Below are 20,702 nucleotides of genomic sequence, written 5' to 3' on the forward strand. Positions count from 1 at the left end.
CCTTCATCCAGCCAAGTTCATCCACAATAAGGCGCGGTCATGCTGAAAATCTGGGGTCGTAAAAATTCATCAAACGTCAGGAAAGCACTGTGGTGCGCCGAGGAGCTCGGCCTGGACTATGAGGCAATTGATGCGGGCGGGGCTTTTGGTGTGGTCGACACCCCGCAATACCGGGCGCTGAACCCCAATGGCCGGGTGCCGATGATCGAAGATGGCGATTTTGTGCTGTGGGAATCCAACACCATCGTGCGCTACCTGTGCGCCAAACAGGCATCGGACTTCTACCCCAGCGACCTGCAAGCCCGGGCCAATGCCGAAAAGTGGATGGACTGGACCACCTCCACGCTCGCCGACCCGTTCAAGGCGGTGTTCTGGGGGATCGTGCGCACCCCGGCTGACAGGCAAAACTGGGACAGTATCAATGCCGGGCGCCAAGCCTGTATCGACGCGCTCAAAACCGTCGACCAGGCCCTTGCCGAGCAACCCTACCTGTCCGGTCAGGCGTTCGGCATGGGTGATATCCCTCTGGGTTGCTTCATCTATGCCTGGTTCGAGATGCCCATCGAGCGGCCGGCCATGCCCCATCTGGAGGCCTGGTACCAGCGCCTGCAACAGCGCCCGGCGTATCGCAAAGCGGTGATGACCGCGTTGACTTAATACACACTATTAATACGGGTGACTGTACTTGTGCGGCATGGGCAAGCACCATGCCTGCATTGCATCGCCGGTTGAACTACCTGCGCTGCGCCCTCATCTATTCTTTCTATTCCCTTCTTTGGTGCGTATTCCGATATGAGTTCCGCTCTGTCCATCCGGCAGCTAACCAAAACCTACGGCAACGGTTTCCAGGCCCTGAGTGGTATCGATCTGGACGTCGCCGAAGGTGATTTCTTCGCCTTGCTCGGCCCCAACGGCGCCGGCAAATCCACCACCATCGGCATTCTCTCCACCCTGGTCAACAAGACCAGCGGCACGGTGAACATCTTCGGCCACGACCTGGACAAGTCCCCGGCGGCGCTCAAGCGCTCCATCGGTGTGGTGCCCCAGGAATTCAATTTCAACCAGTTCGAAAAGACCTTCGACATTGTCGTGACCCAGGCCGGCTATTACGGCATCCCGGCGAAAATCGCCAAGGAACGCGCCGAGCAGTACCTGACCCAACTGGGCCTGTGGGACAAGCGCGATGTGCCTTCGCGCTCGCTGTCCGGTGGCATGAAGCGGCGTCTGATGATCGCCCGTGCGCTGGTGCATGAGCCGCGCCTGCTGATCCTCGACGAACCCACTGCAGGTGTAGACATCGAACTGCGTCGCTCGATGTGGGCCTTCCTCACCGAGCTGAACGAGAAGGGCATCACCATCATCCTCACCACCCATTACCTGGAAGAGGCTGAGCAGTTGTGCCGCAACATCGGCATCATCGACCACGGCACCATTGTCGAGAACACCAGCATGCGCAACCTGCTGGGCCAGTTGCATGTGGAAACCTTCCTGCTCGACCTGAAGAACAATCTGTCGGTGGCGCCGCACCTGCTGGGTTACCCAAGCCGCCTGGTAGATAGCCACACCCTGGAGGTGCAGGTGGACAAAGCCATGGGCATCACCGCGCTGTTCACCCAGTTGGCGACTCAGAACATCGAAGTGTTGAGCCTGCGTAACAAAACCAATCGCCTTGAGGAGTTGTTTGTGTCCCTGGTGGAGAAAAATCTGGCGAAGGTGGCGGTATGAGTTCCGAACTGCAACCCAACCTTGTCGCGCTGCAAACTATCGTTTATCGCGAAGTGAAACGCTTTACCCGGATCTGGCCGCAGACCCTGCTGCCGCCGGCGATCACCATGGTTCTGTATTTCGTGATCTTCGGTAACCTGATTGGCCGGCAGATTGGCGACATGGGCGGTTTCACCTACATGGAGTACATCGTGCCGGGCCTGATCATGATGTCGGTGATCACCAACTCCTACGGCAACGTGGTCTCCAGTTTCTTCGGCAGCAAGTTTCAGCGTTCCATCGAAGAACTGATGGTCTCGCCGGTGTCACCGCACACCATCCTGATCGGCTATACGCTGGGCGGTGTGCTGCGTGGCCTGATGGTCGGGGTGATCGTGACGTTGCTGTCACTGTTCTTTACCCACCTGCAAGTGCATCACCTTGGGGTCACCATTCTGGTGGTGGTGCTCACGGCGACGATTTTCTCGCTGCTGGGCTTTATCAACGCCGTGTTCGCGCGCAACTTCGATGATATTTCGATCATCCCGACGTTCGTGCTGACGCCGCTGACCTACCTGGGCGGGGTGTTCTATTCCATTACCTTGCTGCCGCCGTTCTGGCAGACCGTGTCGCTGGCCAACCCGGTGCTGCATATGGTCAACGCCTTCCGCTACGGCATTCTGGGCGTGTCGGATATCAAGATCAGCGTAGCGATCACCTTTATGATCGTGGCGACCGTGGTGCTGTATATCGGTTGTGCGCGGCTGCTGGTGAGTGGGCGCGGGATGCGTACATAAGTACTGAGCTTAATGCAGTAAAAATGTGGGAGGGGCGGTGCGACGATTCGACTTGCTCCCACATTTGGTTTGTGTAGGTTTTTAGTTTTTCAGGGCCAGCTCTATCAGGGCATGCAGTTCTTCAACCGCCAAAGGCTGGGCCGAAAACAGAATACGAAACACCGTCGGCGCCGCGAGCAGGTTGATCAGCCGGTCCACGCTCGGTGGCGCTGATAGCGGATAGCGATCAACTATCACCTGCAACTGCCCGCTCAGGATGCTCACGCAATACCCCGGCGTCGGGCTGCTTTGCACGTCGCGCATCATATTGCGGCCTACGTCCGAACTCATCTCATCCAGGTATTGCTCGGCCCAGGCTTGCAGGTCGCCGTGCAGGCTGCCGGTGTTGGCCGGTTCGGTATCGGGGCGCATACGTGCCAGGGCGACGTCGGCGAGCAGTACTGACAGGTCGCCCCAGCGCCGGTAAATGGTCGACGGCGTGACGCCTGCGCACGCCGCAATCATCGGCACGGTGACACCGGAACGCTCATGGGTTTCCAGCAATTGGCGCACCGCCCTATGGACGGATTCTTGTACCCGGGCACTACGGCCCCCCGGGCGGAGGCCTTCTTTGATTGCCATGGGTAAAACCTTAACACAAAGAATTTGCTTTAAGCGCCAGCGAGTAGCACACTCCACAAAAGCAAAATATTAGCTTTAGCGGAGCGTGCCCATGATCAGCGTCATTTCACAGCGGTCCAGCCTGACGTTCCTCGTGATCACAGTGTTGACCTTTCTCGCCGCCTCCAGCGCGCCGACGCCGTTGTACCAGGTGTATCAGGACAACCTGCATTTTTCGGCCGCGATGCTGACGGCTATCTTTGGCGTCTATGCCCTAAGCCTGTTGGCGGCGCTGCTGACGGTGGGCTCGCTTTCCGATTACCTGGGGCGCAAGCCGGTGATCTTTGCCGCGTTGCTGCTGAATATCGTGGCGATGCTGCTGTTTATCAACGCGGACAGTACGGCCTATCTGCTCGCTGCCCGTGCATTACAGGGTTTTGCGACCGGTACTGCCACAGCGGTGCTGAGTGCGACGCTGCTCGATACTGACCGGGTGCGCGGCCCGATGCTCAACAGTCTTGCGCCGATGCTGGGCATGGCCAGTGGCGGGCTGGGCAGCGGTTTGCTGGTGGAGTACGCGCCACGGCCGACGCAATTGATCTATCTCACTCTGCTGGGTTTGATGGTGCTGCAGGCCGTGTATGTCTGGCGGTTGTCCGAGACGGTCAGTCGTATACCGGGGGCCTTGAAGTCCCTGGCGCCCACCCTGCATGTGCCACCGCAAGCGCGTCGGGCCTTGTGGTTGGCGATGCCGTTGAATGTGGCGGTGTGGGCGCTGGGTGGGTTCTTTTCTTCTTTGGCGCCTTCGCTGGTGCGGGTCGCCACCGGGTCGACCTCGCATTTGATCGGCGGGGGGCTGGTCGCGGTGGTCACGTTAAGCGGCGCGGTCATGATCTACAGCCTGCGCAACCGTGCAGCTGACAAGGTCATGCGCCTGTCGGCGGTGCTGATGGCCATTGGCGTGAGCCTGTTGTTGGTTGCCGTGCAGACGGCCAGCTTATGGTTGTTCTTTGTCGCCAGTGTAATCGCCGGCTTTGGTTTCGGCGGCGGCTTTATGGGCAGCGTGCGCAGTATCGTCGGGTTGGCGTTGCCCCATGAGCGCGCGGGGTTGATGTCGGCATTCTACGTACTGAGCTACCTGGCATTCTGCGTACCGGCGTTGGTGGCGGGCAATCTGAGCCGGGAGTTTGGCCTCGTCGTCACCACCGATGGCTACGCTGCGGTCCTCATCCTGTTGGCGTTGGGCGCTCTAGGCGGGCAGTTGTGGCAGGGCTCTGCGCGGAGCAGGGCAGCTGCGTAGGCAAGGCAAATATCTATAAAGTAGATAACAGTTAGAGATATTACCCGTTATATAGATATTCATTCAGGTTCTACCATGGCCTCAACCTCATGCGAGGAAGAGGATCAAATCATGACCTGTTCGACCACCCACCGTTTCAAACCTTTCAGCCACCTGACCCGTCCCCGGGAAGTGATTCGCCAGTTCACCCCGAACTGGTTTGCCGCCACCATGGGCACCGGGGTGCTGGCACTGGCCCTGGCTCAGTTGCCGGTCACTTTGCCAGGCTTGCACGCTGTCGCTGAAGGCCTGTGGATGTTCACCATCGGCCTGTTCGTGTTGTTCAGCGTGTTGTATGCCGCTCGTTGGTTGATGTTTTTCCACGAGGCGCGGCGCATTTTCGGGCACTCCACGGTTTCGATGTTCTTCGGCACCATCCCCATGGGGCTGGCGACCATTCTCAACGGATTGCTGTTGTTCGGCCTGCCACGTTGGGGCAGTGATGTCATCCCGTTGGCCGAAGCCCTGTGGTGGCTGGACGTGGTCATGGCCCTTGCCTGCGGCGTACTCATCCCGTTCATGATGTTCACACGCCAGGAGCACAGCATCGACCAGATGACAGCCGTCTGGCTGTTGCCCGTGGTGGCGGCCGAAGTGGCGGCGGCCAGCGGCGGCTTGCTCGCGCCGCACCTGGCCGATGCCCATTCGCAACTGGTGATGCTGGTGACCAGCTACGTACTGTGGGCGTTTTCCCTGCCGGTGGCGTTCAGCATCCTGACCATCCTGATGCTGCGCATGGCTTTGCATAAGTTGCCCCACGCCAATATGGCGGCGTCGAGCTGGTTGGCGCTGGGGCCGATTGGTACCGGTGCCTTGGGCATGTTGCTGTTGGGGGGCGATGCGCCGGCGATCTTCGCCGCCAATGGCCTGGAGAATGTCGGTGAAATGGCCCATGGCCTGGGTCTGATTGCAGGTATCACCCTATGGGGTTTTGGCCTGTGGTGGATGTTGATCGCCGTGCTGATCACCCTGCGTTACCTGCGCGCCGGAATCCCGTTCAACCTCGGCTGGTGGGGCTTTACTTTCCCGTTGGGGGTGTATGCCCTGGCCACGCTGAAACTGGCGAACGTGTTGCATTTGGGGTTCTTCAGCATCTTTGGCAGTGCGCTGGTGGTGGCGTTGGCGTTGATGTGGCTGATCGTGGCCAAGCGCACCGTGCAGGGGGCTTATAAAGGCGAGCTTTTTGTTTCGCCCTGCATTGCAGGACTAGCGAATAAGTAAGCAGGATTAGGTAAAGTCGTGGCCTGATAAATAAAGGCCACGCAGGAACACGGACGACGATGAGCCATCCTTCCCAATTCACCTTGCTGCGCACGCGGCGTTTCTTGCCGTTTTTCATCACCCAGTTGCTGGGCGCGTTCAACGACAACATCTTCAAGCAATCGCTGATCCTGGCCATCCTTTACAAGCTCAGCATCGAGGGCGACCGCTCTATCTGGGTCAACCTGTGTGCGTTGTTGTTTATCTTGCCGTTCTTTTTGTTCTCGGCATTGGCCGGACAGTTTGGCGAGAAATTCAACAAGGACGCGTTGATCCGTGCGATCAAGATCGGCGAGATCGTGATCATGGCCGTCGGCGCGGCGGGCTTCCTGACCAATCATCTTGAATTGATGCTGTTGGCGCTGTTTGCCATGGGCACCCACTCGGCGCTGTTCGGCCCGGTCAAATACTCGATCATGCCCCAGGCATTGCACGACGATGAGCTGGTCGGCGGTAACGGCCTGGTGGAAATGGGCACGTTCCTGGCGATCCTGGCCGGCACCATTGGCGCCGGGGTCATGATGTCTTCCATCCATTACGCGCCGGTGGTGGCGGTGGCGATTGTCGGCGTGGCGGTGCTGGGCTACCTCGCCAGCCGCAGCATCCCGCGCGCGGCAGCTTCGACGCCGCAACTGCGCCTGGACTGGAATATCTTCACCCAGTCCTGGGCGACGTTGCGCATGGGCCTGGGGCAGACGCCGGCGGTGTCGCGCTCCATTGTCGGCAACTCGTGGTTCTGGTTTGTCGGTGCGATCTATCTCACGCAAATCCCGGCGTACGCCAAGGAGTGGTTGTACGGCGATGAAACCGTGGTGACCCTGATCCTCACCGTGTTCTCCGTGGGCATCGCCCTGGGCTCGATGCTCTGCGAAAAGCTTTCCGGGCGTAAGGTGGAAATCGGCCTGGTGCCGTTCGGCTCGTTTGGCCTAACGGTGTTCGGCCTGCTCCTGTGGTGGCACTCCGGCGGCTTCCCGCAGAATGTCCAGGCCAACGATTGGCTCGCGGTGCTCAGCTACGGCCAGGCCTGGTGGGTGTTGTTCGATATCCTCGGCCTGGGCGTGTTCGGTGGCTTCTATATTGTACCGCTGTATGCGCTGATCCAATCGCGCACCGCCGAGAACGAACGGGCACGGGTCATCGCGGCCAACAACATTCTCAACGCATTGTTCATGGTGGTCTCGGCCATCGTTTCGATCCTGCTGTTGAGCGTGGCCAAGCTGTCGATCCCCGAGTTGTTCCTGGTGGTTTCGCTGCTCAATATTGCGGTCAACACCTACATCTTCAGGATCGTCCCCGAATTCACCATGCGCTTCATGATCTGGCTGCTCAGCCATTCCATGTACCGCGTGGAACATCGCAACCTGGAGGCCATTCCGGATGAAGGCGCGGCGTTGCTGGTGTGCAACCATGTGTCGTTTGTCGATGCGCTGTTGATCGGCGGCGCGGTGCGTCGGCCGATTCGCTTTGTCATGTACTACAAGATCTACCGTTTGCCGGTACTCAACTTTATCTTCCGCACCGCCGGGGCGATTCCGATTGCCGGGCGCCATGAAGATATGCAGATCTACGAACAGGCGTTCGCGCGGATTGCCCAGTACCTCAAGGATGGCGAGTTGGTGTGCATCTTCCCGGAAGGCAAGCTGACAGCCGATGGCGAGATCAATGAATTTCGTGGTGGGGTGACGCGCATTCTGGAGGAGACACCGGTGCCGGTGATTCCGATGGCGTTGCAGGGGCTGTGGGGGAGTTTCTTCAGTCGCGATCCGCACAAGGGCTTCTTCCATCGGATCTGGTCGCGGGTGGTGTTGGTGGCGGGTGAGCCGATTGCTGTGGAGGCGGCAACGCCAGTGCAGTTGCAGGCAGTAGTGGGTGGTTTGCGGGGGAGTGTCAGGTAGTTTTTCGTTGTTTGTCAGGGCCTCATCGCAGGCAAGCCATCTCCCACCTTTTGAATTGTGAATACAGTCAAATGTGGGAGCGGGCTTGCTCGCGAAGGCGGTAGTGGATCAGGTGCTGATCTTGAGGCCAACCAGCCCGCAAATAATCAACGCCACACTGGCCAACCGAAACAACGCCATGGATTCGCCAAACAGGATAATCCCGGCGATCACGGTGCCTACCGCACCCACGCCGGTCCAGATCGCATAGGCGGTACCCAGTGGCAGTTCCTTCATGGCCAGCCCCAGCAATCCAAGGCTGACGGCCATGGCGGCAATCGTCAGGGCGGTGGGCAGTGGCTTGCTGAAACCGTCGGTGTATTTCAAGCCGACGGCCCAGCCAACTTCAAACAACCCGGCAAAAAACAGAATGATCCAGGACATGATGACCTCGCTTCTACAAAGTGGGGTCGTCCCCTGGTTAGCGCCTGATAGCGTCGCGAGGTCGTCCTCGCGAAGCTTGCTAGAGTGCCGAAAACGGCTCAGGCGATCAAGCTTACGGGGCGGTTTCCAGGGCGCGACGGTCTTCCTTTTCGCTCATGCGGCGGAAATACGTCGACAGCAATGCGCCGGAAATATTGTGCCAGACACTGAACAACGCACTGGGAACCGCCGCCAGCGGCGAAAAGTGCGCACTGGCCAGCGCGGCACCCAGCCCGGAGTTTTGCATACCGACTTCCAGCGCCAACGACTTGCGTTGCGCCAGCGGCAACTTGAACAAGCGCCCGGTGAAGTAGCCCAGCAGGTAACCGAAGCTGTTGTGCAGCATCACCACCGCCATGATCAGCAGGCCCGATTCGGCAATCTTCGCCTGGCTCGCGGCAACCACGGCCGCGACGATGATCACAATACTGACCACCGACACGAGCGGCAGCACGTCCACCGCATGGCGAACCCGCTCGCCCAACACCCGTTGCGCCACCACGCCGAGCACGATCGGCAGCAGCACCACTTGCAGGATCGACCAGAACAGCTCCATGAACGATACCGGCAGCCAGGCCGAGGCCAGTAGCCAGATCAACGCTGGCGTGAGCAGTGGGGCGAGGAGGGTGGTGACGGCGGCAATCGCCACCGACAACGCCAGGTCGCCGCGGGCGAGCCAGGTCATCACGTTGGACGAGGTGCCGCTTGGGCAGCAGCCGACCAGGATCACGCCGACGGCAATTTCCGGCGGCAGGTGAAAGACCTGGCACAACAACCATGCCACGCCCGGCATGATCACAAAATGCGCGACCACGCCCAAGGCCACGCGCCATGGATGGCGAGCGACTTCGGCGAAGTCTTCAAGTTTCAAGGTCAGCCCCATGCCGAACATCACCAGGCCCAGCAGCGGGACGATGGCGCTTTTCAGGCCGATGAACCAGCTGGGTTCGAGGAAGGCGACAACGGCAAAGATCAACACCCAGTAGGCGAAGGTATTGCCGACGAAGCGGCTCAAGGCGGCGAGTGCACGCATGGGGATGTCCTTGTTATTAGAGTGTTGAATAGGGCGACGCGATCAAATGTGGGAGCAGGCAAGCCACACTGACCGTGCTCACATTGGATCGGTGTTGTTTAGATGCCCTGTGGGGTTTCTTCCCCGCCCAGCGCTTCCACCAACGCCGGCAGGAAGTCGCCGAAGGTCAGCATCATCAAGGTAAAGCTGGCATCCAGTTGGCCCAGGGCTTCGTCGCCGCCGTCCTGTTCCGCCTGGTCTTGCAGCAGGTCTTCGAATTTCAGGCGTTTGACGGTCATCTTGTCATCGAGCATGAAGGACAGCTTGTCCTGCCACGCCAAGGACAGTTGGGTCACGACCTTGCCGGTGGTCAGGTGCAGTTGGATCTCTTCGCCGGTCAGGTCCTGGCGCTTGCAGCGCACGATGCCGCCGTCTTCATGGGTGTCGCGCAGTTCGCATTCGTCGAGGACGAAGAAGTCATCGGCCGGTTTCTGGGTAGTGACCCAGTCGGTCATGATTGCGGTCGGTGCGGTTTTTACCGTCAGCGGACGGACGGGCAGGGTGCCGATCACTTCACGCAAGGTCGACAGCAGATCTTCGGCACGCTTGGGGCTGGCCGAGTTGACCAGGATCAGGCCCTGTTTCGGCGCGATCGCAGCAAAGGTCGACGAGCGACGGATAAAGGCACGCGGCAGGAAGGCCTGGATGATTTCATCCTTGATCTGGTCGCGCTCCTTCTTATAGACCTTGCGCATTTGCTCGGCTTCGATCTCTTCGACTTTCTCTTTCAGTGCGTCACGCACCACGCTACCTGGCAGGATGCGTTCTTCCTTGCGCGCGGCGATCAGCAAAAAATCTCCACTGACGTGAACCAGGGGAGCGTCTTCACCTTTACCGAAGGGGGCGACGAAACCGTAAGTGGTCAACTCCTGGCTTGCACACGGGCGCGCCAGCTTGGTGGCCATGGCCGCTTCCAACGCCTCGGCATCAACAGGCAGATCTTGGGTCAGGCGATAGATAAGCAGGTTCTTGAACCACATGGGGTGAGTCTCTCCTCTATACAAAGGGGGGCATTATTCTCTTGATCACGCCGTAGGCCAACCCTGCCTAAGCCATTGGAAGGGCTGAAAAAAAAGATTTAAGAAAGTGCTTGCCAGACATAGGGTCGCTACGTAGAATGCGCGCCACACCGAAACGAAGGGTGATTAGCTCAGCTGGGAGAGCATCTGCCTTACAAGCAGAGGGTCGGCGGTTCGATCCCGTCATCACCCACCATTCGCTTCATGTGTTACGCGCAGCGGTAGTTCAGTCGGTTAGAATACCGGCCTGTCACGCCGGGGGTCGCGGGTTCGAGTCCCGTCCGCTGCGCCATATTCGGTAACCTGGAACGCTGAACGCCAGGTCACCACAGAAAGCCCGCTTAATCGCGGGCTTTTCTTTGTCCGGAATATGGCAAAAAATCGTGCGGAAAACTTTTTTTAAATAAATTGCATTTAAATCAAGACATTACGATTTTTTGGTGTATGATGCGCCCACACCGAAACGAAGGGTGATTAGCTCAGCTGGGAGAGCATCTGCCTTACAAGCAGAGGGTCGGCGGTTCGATCCCGTCATCACCCACCATTCGCTTCAAGTGTTACGCGCAGCGGTAGTTCAGTCGGTTAGAATACCGGCCTGTCACGCCGGGGGTCGCGGGTTCGAGTCCCGTCCGCTGCGCCATATTCGGTAACCTGGAACACTGAACGCCAGGTAGCCACAAGAAACCCGCTCATTGAGCGGGTTTTTTTTCGCCTGCGATTTACCGCTCCTTACGGTGCGTTGCGGCTGTGACGGTAATCGCTGACCGCTTCATACACCGCCTTGCGCAACCGATTGATACCGCCGATGGGACGGTGCGCTTCCAAACCAAACCACGGGTTGAACGACTGGTTATCGCAGGCCAGGTTCTGCGCGGGAGTGTCGAAATCCTGAGCGGGAATCCTGACCTTGGCTACGGTTTCATACGGCGCGTCGCTTTCCTTCCATTCGATGCTGGTGTCTTCGATGGGCATGAACTTTTGCGGGTTCTGCCGTTGGATCTGCAGCACGAAACAGGCCGCTACGCGGTCGGTGGACAGTTGCTGATTGAGGGCGCTGCGCAGGAAGTTCGGCAGAGCCTGGTTCTGTTTGGGCAGCGCATAATCCGGGCAGCTTTGCGGGTCGGGGGCGACGCGAAACTTGGCGTTTGCCGCGCCAAACTTGTAGGGCGACACTGAAAAGTAAGTCGTCTGCGTCGGGCTGGCCGGTGCGGGCGCCAGCGTTGCCAGGGCGATAAACAGGTGACGTACTTGCCAACTGCGCGGGTCGAGCTTGGGAAAGAACGCCAGGACCTTCTTGCCATCCGCTTGCGCGCCGATGTTCTGCGCATATTCCGCGACATCGCTGACAAAGAAATTCGGGTGGCTGAACATCACGAAATCCTGCTCAGTGCGGGCTTGCTGGTCGGCCATCAGTTGCTTGCCCGGCACATCCAATAGCTTGATCGCCATGCCGCGGGCATCGCGGATGCTGTCGAATTGCGGGTAGGCGTTGCCGTTGGACAGGCGCATCGTCGCCTGCCAGATCTTGCCCGGCTCTGCGAACACGCCCTGGCGCAAGGCCGGGTCGAGATCCGCCAGAACGCTGACCTCGGCTTTCACGCAACCATGGGCCTTGGCATGGGCATCGCGCAGGTAGCGTGTGCCTTCGCGGTGCTGGTCAACGATGCGTACGGCGGTCTGGATGATGCCTTGGGTCATCGCTGCTTCACCCGGCGGGATCTGTTCATCCGCTGACACCGGGCCACTGTGCTGCCAGGCGAACCATACGGTCGCCAGTAGCCACCCCAACAGCCCAACGCCCACCAGCCACAACAGGGTTTTGCCGAGAAAAGCGCCGAGACGCAGCCAGAGACGAGCGAGCATGGAACGGTCCTTGTTGTTCGATCGGATAATCATGGCAGTTGGTGCTCCAGCGGGCCGCCCAGTACTTTGAGGTATTCGAGCAGCGCCCAGCGCTCCTGGGGCAGCAAGCCACGGCCAATGACGCCATTGCCCCGTGCGCCAGCACGGAACTCGTGGCCGCTGTTGTGATTGCCGGTGATTCGGGTATCGAACAGGAAGGCATTCTTGAACGAGGCGGTTTCAAAGCCCAGATGGCGTGGATCGTAGTTGAACGTGCCTTTATAGAAGGTGGTGCTGCGCTCGTCCTGGGGCGAAAGCAGTTGGTAGATCGTCGGCACCGAACCGTTGTGCAGGAACGGCGGGGTAGCCCATACGCCTGCCAGTGGTCGCGCTTTATAGGCGCGTAATTCGCGCACGCCAATCGGCAGGCCGAACCCATCCAGGCTCGGGCGCTCGGCCGGGGTCACGCCGGCGGCGCGGTAGGCATGTTCTTCGACAAAGGCGGTTACGTAGGCCAGCCCCTGGGCCACGGACATTTTTTTCAGATCCAGTGGCGCGGTGGGCGAAGGGTGTAGTTCAACATTGAGTTGGGCCAGTTCGGCCGGGTCCCATTGCAGGGCGCTGAGGTCATAACGCTGGTCGGCAATGTTGCTGGCGGTGCCGGGGTCGGTGCCGATGTAGTCCACCGGCAGCATTTTCAACTGCTGCACCGGGCGGCCATTTTCCTCGGTGACCGCGGGTATATGGCAGCCAGCACAGTTTTCGGCGAAGAGTGCGCGGCCCTGGGCGGCGAGGGGTTTGTCGATGGCGCCAAACAAGTCCTCCGGCCAGGTTGGCGGCTTGAGGCGTTGCAGGGTTTCTTCGATCAGGTGCAGGTCCCGCACGCGTACGCTGGACGGGTAGCGAGCGTCGCCCTGGAGCGGTTGGCCGGCACTGTCGAAGAAGGCCAGGGTTGCGCCTACACCAAGGGCTTCACCGATATTGCGCGCCATGGGTTGCTGAGCCGAGCCATTCCACTGCACCCAGTCGAATGTCCAGATATCCCACAACTGCGGGTAGTCCACTGGGGCATTGGCGACACGATAATTGTCGGGGGAAATAGCGTCGCCAAAGCTGGCATTGGCGATGCGCCCGAAGGCGTCAGTACGACCGGGGCCTTCTTCGGTGGGATAGAGGCCGCGATGGGTATCATTCCAGGCGACTTTGAGGAACTGGTTCAGCGATTGTTTGAAGTCCTGGCGCAGCTGATTGTGCTGGGTATCGTACTGATCACCCAGGACTTTGCGGGCGAAGCGCTCGAACTTCCACGGGTTGTAATACGTAGCGGCAAGGCTGGCGACCAGGGCTTGGCCAAAACTGCCGCCCCGCAAGGTGGGTACGCTGGAGGGCAGCACGTGTTGCGCCGAGCCACCGTCGATACGCAGGGCCTGGCCCTTGAAGTGCAATTGACCGGTGTGGCAGGCCGCACAGGTGATATCCAGGTATTGAACCTGGCTGTCGGCGTTCTGGTGTCGGGCAAAGCCTACCGGCAGGTTGCCAGGGTTTTGCGGGGTGGGCACTTGCTTGGGGTCGACCAGAAAACCAAAGCGCGCCAGGTATTCCGGCGCGGCAAAGCGTTGCTCGGAGAACGGCAGCTCCAGGGCCGTGAACCAGTCGTAGTGCAGGCCCTTTACCTGGGTGCCCTGGGGCGTGAAGTAGTAGGTCTGACGGTCAGCGGCACTCCATTGATCCTGGTAGTGCACCTGCTTTACTGGCACGTAGTCCGGTAGCTTGGGGTTGAGGGTGTAATAGAGCACCACGGCCAGAATCAGGCCCAGGGCGATCAGTATCAGGAGTAAAACACGGGAAAAAGTGCGCAAGATAACTATCCTTGTCGAATTGTCGCGTTGTTATGCCACTGCGCCACAGGTGCGGCAAGTAGCGATGAGCCTGCTGGCAGGCGGTCCCGCGATCCGTCGCGGTGCCCCATGATAAATGGAAATGCTTTTAAACACGTGAACTTATCAGAAGTTTCCTGCTCACATGCCGGTAGCCATTGGTCGTGGCCGCCTGATAAGCTCGCGACTTTATTCGAATGCCCTTTTGGCGCATGAACAAGGAAATAGCATGAAACAGCATCGGTTGGCGGCGGCGGTGGCCCTGGTTAGCCTGGTACTTGCGGGTTGTGATTCGCAGACCAGCGTAGAGCTGAAAACCCCGGCGCAAAAAGCTTCCTACGGCATCGGCCTGAACATGGGCAAGAGCCTTGCCCAAGAAGGCATGGATGACCTGGACTCCAAAGCGGTAGCCCAAGGCATCGAAGATGCTGTCGGCAAGAAAGAGCAGAAGCTCAAAGATGACGAGCTGGTCGAAGCCTTCGCCGCGCTGCAAAAGCGTGCCGAAGAGCGCATGACCAAAATGAGCGAAGAGTCGGCAGCTGCCGGCAAGAAATTCCTCGAAGACAACGCCAAGAAAGACGGCGTCGTCACCACCGCTTCCGGTCTGCAGTACAAGATCGTGAAGAAGGCCGACGGCGCACAGCCCAAGCCAACCGACGTGGTGACTGTTCACTACACCGGCAAGCTCACCAACGGCACCACCTTTGATAGCTCCGTGGATCGCGGCAGCCCGATTGACCTGCCGGTCAGCGGCGTGATCCCGGGTTGGGTCGAAGGCCTGCAACTGATGCACGTAGGCGAGAAGGTCGAGCTGTACATCCCGTCTGACCTGGCCTACGGCGCCCAGAGCCCGAGCCCGGCGATTCCAGCCAACTCCGTGCTGGTATTCGACCTGGAACTGCTGGGCATCAAGGACCCAGCCAAGGCAGAAGCTGCTGACGCACCTGCTGCACCAGCCGCCAAGAAGTAATCGGCGCCTGAGCACACAACGCCCCGTCTCGACGGGGCGTTGTTGTTTCTGGGTAAATCCGATAGAACCCGCAGCATTGCGCGCAGTCTGATGTAAGACTCGAGCACGGGTAGCCGCACATACAGGCCAAGTCAATGAAATCTTGGGTTTTTTTTATGTGCGCAAAAAACGCCCGATCTGACTGTAAGCCTTATAAACCGTGGCTTTCAGCTGATAAAACAGGCTCTGTTCACAAGGTTATCCACAATTTGTGTGGATAACCTTTTACCTCGCCTGGAACTGGAGTGTCTGATGAAACCACCCTTCAATTTCACCCGTTTTCTGCCCATGGCCGCGCGCCTGCTGGGCCGTGGACGTTTGCCGACCTTGCTGTTTGCCGTTGCGGCCAAAGGCTCAAGCCAGGGCAATCGCCTGGGCCAGCTCAAGGATGATCTCAAATTGCTCCAAGCCCTGTGCCTGGCTTACTGGCGCGGCGAATACCGAGCGATCAGCCCCAAGGCGTTGATCTCGGTGGTGGCGGGGTTGATGTACTTTCTGAGCCCGATTGACGCGATCCCGGACTTCATCCCGATGTTCGGCATGTTCGACGACATCGCGGTGCTGGCATGGGTCATGAAGACCCTGAGTGGCGAACTGAGCGCCTTTCGCGCCTGGCGGGATGCGCAACGCCCGGAAAAACTCGCGGTGGTTGAGCGCCTCCCTGCAACCCCTGAGCTGCTGGCCCAGGAAAACCCACAAAAAAACTAATGATGCCGGGGATCCCCCAGCGACCTTCGTGGCTGTTAGGATTACACTTCTAAGGAAAGAGCTTACTTAGTAAGTGTTTTTATCCTACGGGGCAGTCATGGATATTCAGATCATTTCACGCGATGGCGCACCCGAATATGCGGTGTTGCCATGGGACCAGTACCAGGCGCTGCTAAAAGCTGCCGGTCAGCAGCCACCTACACCCGCTTCTTCCCCTGCCGCCTCTGCCGCCATCGACCAGGACCTGCGACCGCTCGCAGACCTGCGCGGCTTGCGTGAAGCCAAGGGCCTGGCTATCGAGACCCTGGCACGCACGGTGGGGATCAGCCCCTCGTACCTTGGTTTGATTGAAAGTGGTGAACGCCAGCCGGATGCCGCCATTCGCCGCAGCCTGGCCTGGGAATTGGGCGTGGCAGGTTGGAGGGATGAGTCTTGAGCCTACGTATCAGCCGTCAACACTGGGACGGGTTGCTCAACGAATTGGATCAGGCGCGTCGCCAGCGCCATTTGCTGACGTACCGGGCGCTGCTTGAGCGCCTGCAATTTCCGACGCCAGCCATGCAGACCCTGGCGGCTGCCCTGGAGCATCTGGCGGCGCTGGATGCCAAGGCCGAGCAGCCGCTGCGCAGTTCCCTGGTGATCAGCCAGGGTGCCAGCCGCCTGCCACGTACCGGGTTCTTTGAGTGTGTGGAGCGTCTAGGGCGCTTCAGCGGACCCTCCGATGGCGTGGCGGCTGCGTCCTGGCACGCTTCGGAAGTGGTGCGGGTGTTCGAGTACGAATACCCGGAATCCGCCGAGGCTTAAAGCGCTGCTGAGTACATGTCCAGGCTGTCGATCACATGGATGCTGTAGCCGGCCACGTCCTTGGCGTGGTGCTTGGCTTGCGAGGCCAATTCCGCCAACTGGCTGGCATCGAGTTGCGCACAGGCCTGTGGATACAGATGCACCACACCGATAGACAGCGATAGCAAGGCGAACTCCTGGCGCACGCCCTGGCGGTTGAGTGACACGAAGCAACCAGCATCGACGTGCTCGGCGCGGTAAAAGCGTCGGCATTGGGTATGGAAGTCGTCCAGCAACTGGTTGAGCCGCTTGCGCCAATCCTGCGGGCCCAGCACCAGCAAAAAGTCATCGCCGCCAATATGCCCGACAAAGTCGCGGCTGGGGTCTACCTGGTCGTTCAGGCATTGCGCCAGGCACAGCAGCACTTCATCCCCACGCCCGTAGCCGTAGATATCGTTGAACGGCTTGAAACTGTCGATATCCACATAACAGATCAGCGACTCGCGCTGTTGCTGCAACAGCCGAGTCAGGCATTGCTGGATCGGTACGTTGCCTGGTAGCAAAGTCAGCGGGTTGGCGTAGCGCGCCTGCTGGATTTTCAGTTCGGTGATCAGCTTGAGCACGTCGATCACCCGGCCCAGGCCCAGATAGTCACCGTTCAACGTGATGATGAAATCTTCTTCGATGCGCTGCCGTGCGCGGCTGGTCAACAAACGGCTGACCTGTTGCAAGGATTGGCTCAATTCCACCGCCAGGAAATCATCGCTCATCAAGCGGCTGATCGGTTTGCGCGCAAACAAGTCGGTCGCGAACGGCTTGAGCAGCGCGTCCGACAGCGAGTGTCGGTGCACAATTCCGATCGGGCGACCGCCGCCATCCAGCACCGCCAGTGAATTGAGATTGGCCTGGTGATGGAACGCTTCCAGCACTTGAGCCGTGGCGGTGTCTTGATCCACCGCTGGCTGTTCGTTCAGCAGGGCGCTGAGGTCACTGCCTTCATCGCTGAGGGCAGTCGTGGCGTTATCCGGCTTGGGCAACATCTGGCGCGCTTCCTGCGGTGTGCAAACTGCCTTGAACCAGGATTGAGCCCAATGCATTCAGCGGTTCGGTCACGGTCATGACGATCTCGATCAAAAAAAAAGGACCGCAGGCGTCAAGCCTGCGGTCCTTTCATTTCACGACAGAATGATGTCTATATGATGACACTGCGTGGAGCGGTCACATTAAATTGCCATCATTTACTGCTTGGCCACCTGCTTGGTGATCTTCAGGTAGTCGAGGAGGATCCGGCCAGTCTCGGCCAAGTAGGCATCGTCTTCCGGTTTGGTTTTATCCGCTTCGGTCGGCAAGGCATCTTCATCTTCTTTCTTCAGCTCTTTGAGCGGATCTTCACCCTTGGCTTTGCGGCGGGTGTTTTCCAGCACCAATTGCTGATTCTCGATGCTGGAGTGCTGTGCACGGCGATCCGCTTCGTTGAGGCTGACGGTTTTCTCTTCCATCAGCTTCTTGGCCAGGGCCAGCTTGTCGCGGATAAACACGAACTCGGCATCCTTGGCAGAGCGGGTGTCGTGGTCTGCTTTCAACTGCGTCAGGAACGGCTTGAACGGATCCGACGCCGGCTTGATCGCAGGGCGGATGGTGTCCCATGGCATGGCTTCAGGCAGCGCGCTTTCGCCGATTTCCTTGGTGTCGATAATCGACGGGAAATCGATATCCGGCAGCACGCCCTGATGCTGGGTGCTCTGCCCGGAAACCCGGTAGAACTTGGCCAGCGTCAGTTTCAGCTCGCCATGGTTCAGCGGCTGGATGGTCTGCACGGTGCCCTTGCCGAACGTCTGGCCGCCGATGATCAACGCACGGTGATAGTCCTGCATGGCACCGGCGAAAATCTCCGAAGCGGAGGCCGAGAGACGGTTGACCAGCAACGCCATCGGCCCCTTGTAGAAGGCGCCCGGGTTCTCGTCTTCCAGCACGTCGACACGCCCATCAGCATTGCGGACCAATACGGTTGGGCCCTTGTCGATAAACAGGCTGGTCAGCTCGGTGGCTTCTTGCAGGGAACCGCCGCCGTTGTTGCGCAGGTCGATGACCACGCCGTCGACTTTTTCCTTCTGCAGTTCCGTCAGGATTTTCTTCACGTCGCGGGTGGTGGACTTGTAGTCCGGGTCACCGGCACGGAACGCCTTGAAGTCCAGGTAGAAGGCCGGGATCTCAATCACGCCCAGCTTGTAGTCCTTGCCATCCTGCTTGAGGTTAAGGACTTTCTTCTGCACCGCCTGGTCTTCGAGCTTCACCGCTTCACGGGTGATGGACACGATCTTGCTGGTCTGGTCGTTCGGTGCGTTGGTGTGCGGAATCACTTCCAGGCGCACCACACTGCCTTTTGGCCCTCGGATCAGCTTGACCACTTCGTCCAGGCGCCAGCCGACCACATCGACCATCTCTTTGTCGGCCTGGGCCACGCCAATGATCTTGTCTGCCGGGGCGACCTGCTTGGTCTTGTCTGCCGGGCCTGCCGGTACCAAACGTACGATCTTGACCTGGTCATTGTCGCTTTGCAGGACGGCACCGATGCCTTCCAGGGACAGACTCATGTTGATATCAAAATTTTCCGCGTTATCCGGTGACAGATAATTGGTGTGCGGGTCGTAGGACATCGCGAAGGTGTTGATGTAGGCCTGGAAGATATCTTCGGCACGGGTCTGGTCCAGGCGCGCCAACTGATTCTTGTAGCGCTTGGTCAACAGTTCCTGAATGGCCTTGGGCTCTTTGCCGGCGATCTTCAAGCGCAGCACTTCGTCCTTGACGCGTTTGCGCCACAGGTCGTCCAGCGCTGCCGTGCTGGTCAGCCAAGGGGCATCCTTGCGATCCACCAGAAGGGTTTCCTTCTGGGTGAAGTCGAGCTTGTCGATGCCTTTGTTCAGCTCACCCAGGGCGAAGTCCAGACGCGCTTTGACGCGGTCCAGGTAACGCTTGTAGATGGTGAAGCCGGGCTGCAGGTCGCCGCCTTTGAGGAAGTCGTCGAACTGCGTCTTCCACTTGTCGAACTCAGCGATATCGCTGGCCAGGAAGTAGCTGCGCGACGGATCCAGCAGCTTGAGGTAGCTGTCGTAGATGATCACCGAGCGAGCGTCGTCCAGCGGCGGCTTGCTGTAGTGATGGCGCTTGAGCAACTCGACAACGTTAAGGCTGGCAATCACCTCATCGCGATCAGGCTGAAGGTTGTCCCAGCTATTGGCTGCGAACGTATTGGTCGACATCGACGCGAAGCCGAGACCAATGAAAAAAGCGAGGGCGGTGCTGGGGAACAGATGCTTCATGCTGATTCGACGCGGGGGCAATTGATAACGCATATTAGGCCGTCTTTGAGGGAGCCGGTTCCATATGGTCCGGTCGCATAATGCAAAAAGCCCGACGCTACTGCTACGGGCTCAGTCCAGACTCACTATGGAGGCACTGTGAAAGCATTGCAAGGCGTTGAGGGGCATGTGGAGGGTTAGAAGAACCCAGTCCTACATTCGATGTAGTCCATATTGCCAACAGCCTGACCGAATCCTGGATTGAAATGCAGTCAGTGTGGGAGCTGGCTTGCCTGAGATAGCGGTGCACCAGATGAAGAATTCTTCACTGTTGCACCGCTATCTCAGGCAAGCCAGCTCCCACAGGTTGATCTCTATTGATTCAGGTCCAATGGTGGATCGGCCAGCCGGCCTGTTCGGCGTGGGCGCGCAACACCGGGTCCGGGTTCACCACCTGCGGGTGGTCGATCTTGAGCAATAGCGGCAGGTCATTGCGCGAATCCGAGTAGAAATACGCGCCCTCCAGCGTTTCCCCTTCCTGCTCCAGCCATTCCAGCAGGCGCGTGATCTTGCCTTCACGATAGGTCAGCACGCCTATGGTCTTGCCGCTGTACACGCCGTGGCCGACGTCCAGGTTAATCCCCAACACTTCTTCAATACCGATACGCGCCGCAATCGGCGTGACCAGGTGAGTGCCCGAGGCGGAAATCACCAGGATCCGGTCGCCATTCGCACGGTGGCGGGCGATGGTCTTGGTGGCGTCGCTATAGATCAGCGGCTCGATCACGTCCTCGACCCACGGCTCCACCAGATGCTCGATTTCTTCCGGAGTGCGGCCGATCATCGGCTCCAGGCTGAAGTCCATGAAGTCTTCCATGCGCAACTCGCCTCGGCTGTAGGCGTCCATCAATTCGTTGTTCCTGCGCATGAACGACTCAGGGTCTACCCAGCCCAGGCGGCCCATCTGTTCGCTCCACAGGGTGGCGCAGTCGCCGTGGATCAGGGTGTCGTCCAGATCAAAAATTACCAATGCCAT

At 59.1% G+C, this 20,702-nt stretch carries 18 protein-coding genes, 4 tRNA genes and 1 pseudogene; 14 read left to right on the forward strand and 9 right to left on the reverse strand.

What is annotated here, in order from left to right:
• The first annotated feature begins 39 nt into the window (after window positions 1-39).
• From PSEBG33_RS17510 to PSEBG33_RS17500, 3 genes are all read left to right on the forward strand, one after another.
• Entirely contained in the window at window positions 40-657 is a 618-nt protein-coding gene (locus PSEBG33_RS17510; RefSeq protein WP_005786686.1) for a glutathione S-transferase family protein, read from the forward strand.
• 135 nt (window positions 658-792) lie between these two features.
• Window positions 793-1,725, forward strand: a complete 933-nt coding sequence (locus PSEBG33_RS17505; protein ID WP_005786687.1) for an ABC transporter ATP-binding protein — start codon at window positions 793-795, stop codon at window positions 1,723-1,725.
• On the forward strand, window positions 1,722-2,501 hold the full coding sequence (locus PSEBG33_RS17500) for an ABC transporter permease (RefSeq protein WP_005786689.1): 780 nt from the start codon (window positions 1,722-1,724) through the stop codon (window positions 2,499-2,501). Before PSEBG33_RS17505 ends, PSEBG33_RS17500 begins: the two co-directional genes overlap by 4 nt.
• A gap of 81 nt (window positions 2,502-2,582) precedes the next feature.
• Here the strand turns inward: PSEBG33_RS17500 and PSEBG33_RS17495 are convergent, their stop codons facing one another.
• A complete protein-coding gene (locus PSEBG33_RS17495) occupies window positions 2,583-3,122 on the reverse strand; it encodes a TetR/AcrR family transcriptional regulator (protein WP_005786691.1) in 540 nt (179 codons plus the stop codon).
• A gap of 91 nt (window positions 3,123-3,213) precedes the next feature.
• On the opposite strand from PSEBG33_RS17495, the gene PSEBG33_RS17490 reads away from it, so the two are divergent.
• The 3 genes from PSEBG33_RS17490 (at window position 3,214) to PSEBG33_RS17480 (ending at window position 7,595) form a co-directional block, all read left to right on the forward strand.
• Window positions 3,214-4,401: an MFS transporter gene (locus tag PSEBG33_RS17490; protein WP_005786693.1), complete on the forward strand. Its 1,188-nt coding sequence runs from the start codon at window positions 3,214-3,216 to the stop codon at window positions 4,399-4,401.
• A 111-nt stretch (window positions 4,402-4,512) separates the two neighbouring features.
• Window positions 4,513-5,661: a TDT family transporter gene (locus tag PSEBG33_RS17485; protein ID WP_005786695.1), complete on the forward strand. Its 1,149-nt coding sequence runs from the start codon at window positions 4,513-4,515 to the stop codon at window positions 5,659-5,661.
• A gap of 59 nt (window positions 5,662-5,720) precedes the next feature.
• Window positions 5,721-7,595 (forward strand): MFS transporter, encoded by a 1,875-nt coding sequence (locus tag PSEBG33_RS17480; RefSeq protein ID WP_005786697.1) that lies wholly within the window; start codon window positions 5,721-5,723, stop codon window positions 7,593-7,595.
• Between the two features lie 108 nt (window positions 7,596-7,703).
• On the opposite strand, the gene sugE is transcribed toward PSEBG33_RS17480, so the two are convergent.
• From sugE to rdgC, 3 genes are all read right to left on the reverse strand, one after another.
• A complete protein-coding gene (gene sugE, locus PSEBG33_RS17475; protein ID WP_005786698.1) occupies window positions 7,704-8,018 on the reverse strand; it encodes a quaternary ammonium compound efflux SMR transporter SugE in 315 nt (104 codons plus the stop codon).
• A gap of 112 nt (window positions 8,019-8,130) precedes the next feature.
• The gene (locus tag PSEBG33_RS17470) at window positions 8,131-9,090 is read right to left on the reverse strand and encodes a bile acid:sodium symporter family protein (RefSeq protein ID WP_005786701.1); all 960 of its coding nucleotides are present in this window, start codon (window positions 9,088-9,090) and stop codon (window positions 8,131-8,133) included.
• 98 nt (window positions 9,091-9,188) lie between these two features.
• Window positions 9,189-10,109, reverse strand: a complete 921-nt coding sequence (gene rdgC / locus PSEBG33_RS17465; RefSeq protein ID WP_005786703.1) for a recombination-associated protein RdgC — start codon at window positions 10,107-10,109, stop codon at window positions 9,189-9,191.
• 159 nt (window positions 10,110-10,268) lie between these two features.
• Here rdgC and PSEBG33_RS17460 point away from each other — a divergent pair.
• The 4 genes from PSEBG33_RS17460 (at window position 10,269) to PSEBG33_RS17445 (ending at window position 10,788) form a co-directional block, all read left to right on the forward strand.
• Window positions 10,269-10,344, forward strand: a tRNA-Val gene (locus PSEBG33_RS17460).
• A gap of 19 nt (window positions 10,345-10,363) precedes the next feature.
• Window positions 10,364-10,440: transfer RNA gene (locus PSEBG33_RS17455), tRNA-Asp, on the forward strand.
• 176 nt (window positions 10,441-10,616) lie between these two features.
• Window positions 10,617-10,692, forward strand: a tRNA-Val gene (locus PSEBG33_RS17450).
• 19 nt (window positions 10,693-10,711) lie between these two features.
• Window positions 10,712-10,788 (forward strand) — tRNA-Asp (locus PSEBG33_RS17445).
• Window positions 10,789-10,877: 89 nt separating this feature from the next.
• On the opposite strand, the gene PSEBG33_RS17440 is transcribed toward PSEBG33_RS17445, so the two are convergent.
• Window positions 10,878-12,011: a catalase family protein gene (locus PSEBG33_RS17440; RefSeq protein WP_005786705.1), complete on the reverse strand. Its 1,134-nt coding sequence runs from the start codon at window positions 12,009-12,011 to the stop codon at window positions 10,878-10,880.
• Between the two features lie 29 nt (window positions 12,012-12,040).
• Window positions 12,041-13,849, reverse strand: a complete 1,809-nt coding sequence (locus tag PSEBG33_RS17435) for a di-heme-cytochrome C peroxidase (RefSeq protein ID WP_005786707.1) — start codon at window positions 13,847-13,849, stop codon at window positions 12,041-12,043.
• A 247-nt stretch (window positions 13,850-14,096) separates the two neighbouring features.
• Between PSEBG33_RS17435 and PSEBG33_RS17430 the strand changes: the two genes are divergently transcribed.
• From PSEBG33_RS17430 to PSEBG33_RS17415, 4 genes are all read left to right on the forward strand, one after another.
• Window positions 14,097-14,837 (forward strand): FKBP-type peptidyl-prolyl cis-trans isomerase, encoded by a 741-nt coding sequence (locus tag PSEBG33_RS17430; protein WP_005786709.1) that lies wholly within the window; start codon window positions 14,097-14,099, stop codon window positions 14,835-14,837.
• A gap of 291 nt (window positions 14,838-15,128) precedes the next feature.
• On the forward strand, window positions 15,129-15,584 hold the full coding sequence (locus PSEBG33_RS17425; RefSeq protein WP_005786711.1) for a YkvA family protein: 456 nt from the start codon (window positions 15,129-15,131) through the stop codon (window positions 15,582-15,584).
• Window positions 15,585-15,681: 97 nt separating this feature from the next.
• Window positions 15,682-16,020, forward strand: a complete 339-nt coding sequence (locus tag PSEBG33_RS17420; RefSeq protein ID WP_005786712.1) for a helix-turn-helix domain-containing protein — start codon at window positions 15,682-15,684, stop codon at window positions 16,018-16,020.
• A complete protein-coding gene (locus tag PSEBG33_RS17415) occupies window positions 16,017-16,388 on the forward strand; it encodes a hypothetical protein (RefSeq protein WP_005786715.1) in 372 nt (123 codons plus the stop codon). Before PSEBG33_RS17420 ends, PSEBG33_RS17415 begins: the two co-directional genes overlap by 4 nt.
• Here PSEBG33_RS17415 and PSEBG33_RS27930 read toward each other — a convergent pair.
• The 3 genes and pseudogenes from PSEBG33_RS27930 to PSEBG33_RS17400 all read right to left on the reverse strand — a co-directional run.
• Window positions 16,385-17,425, reverse strand: a pseudogene (locus PSEBG33_RS27930) (GGDEF domain-containing protein); the annotation flags it as partial. The gene PSEBG33_RS17415 and the pseudogene PSEBG33_RS27930 overlap by 4 nt on opposite strands.
• A 180-nt stretch (window positions 17,426-17,605) precedes the next feature.
• Complete coding sequence (locus tag PSEBG33_RS17405; protein WP_228309648.1) at window positions 17,606-19,687, reverse strand: carboxy terminal-processing peptidase; 2,082 nt, start codon at window positions 19,685-19,687, stop codon at window positions 17,606-17,608.
• 361 nt (window positions 19,688-20,048) lie between these two features.
• On the reverse strand, window positions 20,049-20,702 hold the full coding sequence (locus tag PSEBG33_RS17400; protein WP_005786719.1) for an HAD family hydrolase: 654 nt from the start codon (window positions 20,700-20,702) through the stop codon (window positions 20,049-20,051).

Origin of the sequence: Pseudomonas synxantha BG33R (assembly GCF_000263715.2) — a bacterium.
GTDB classification, from domain to species: Bacteria; Pseudomonadota; Gammaproteobacteria; order Pseudomonadales; family Pseudomonadaceae; genus Aquipseudomonas; species Aquipseudomonas synxantha_A.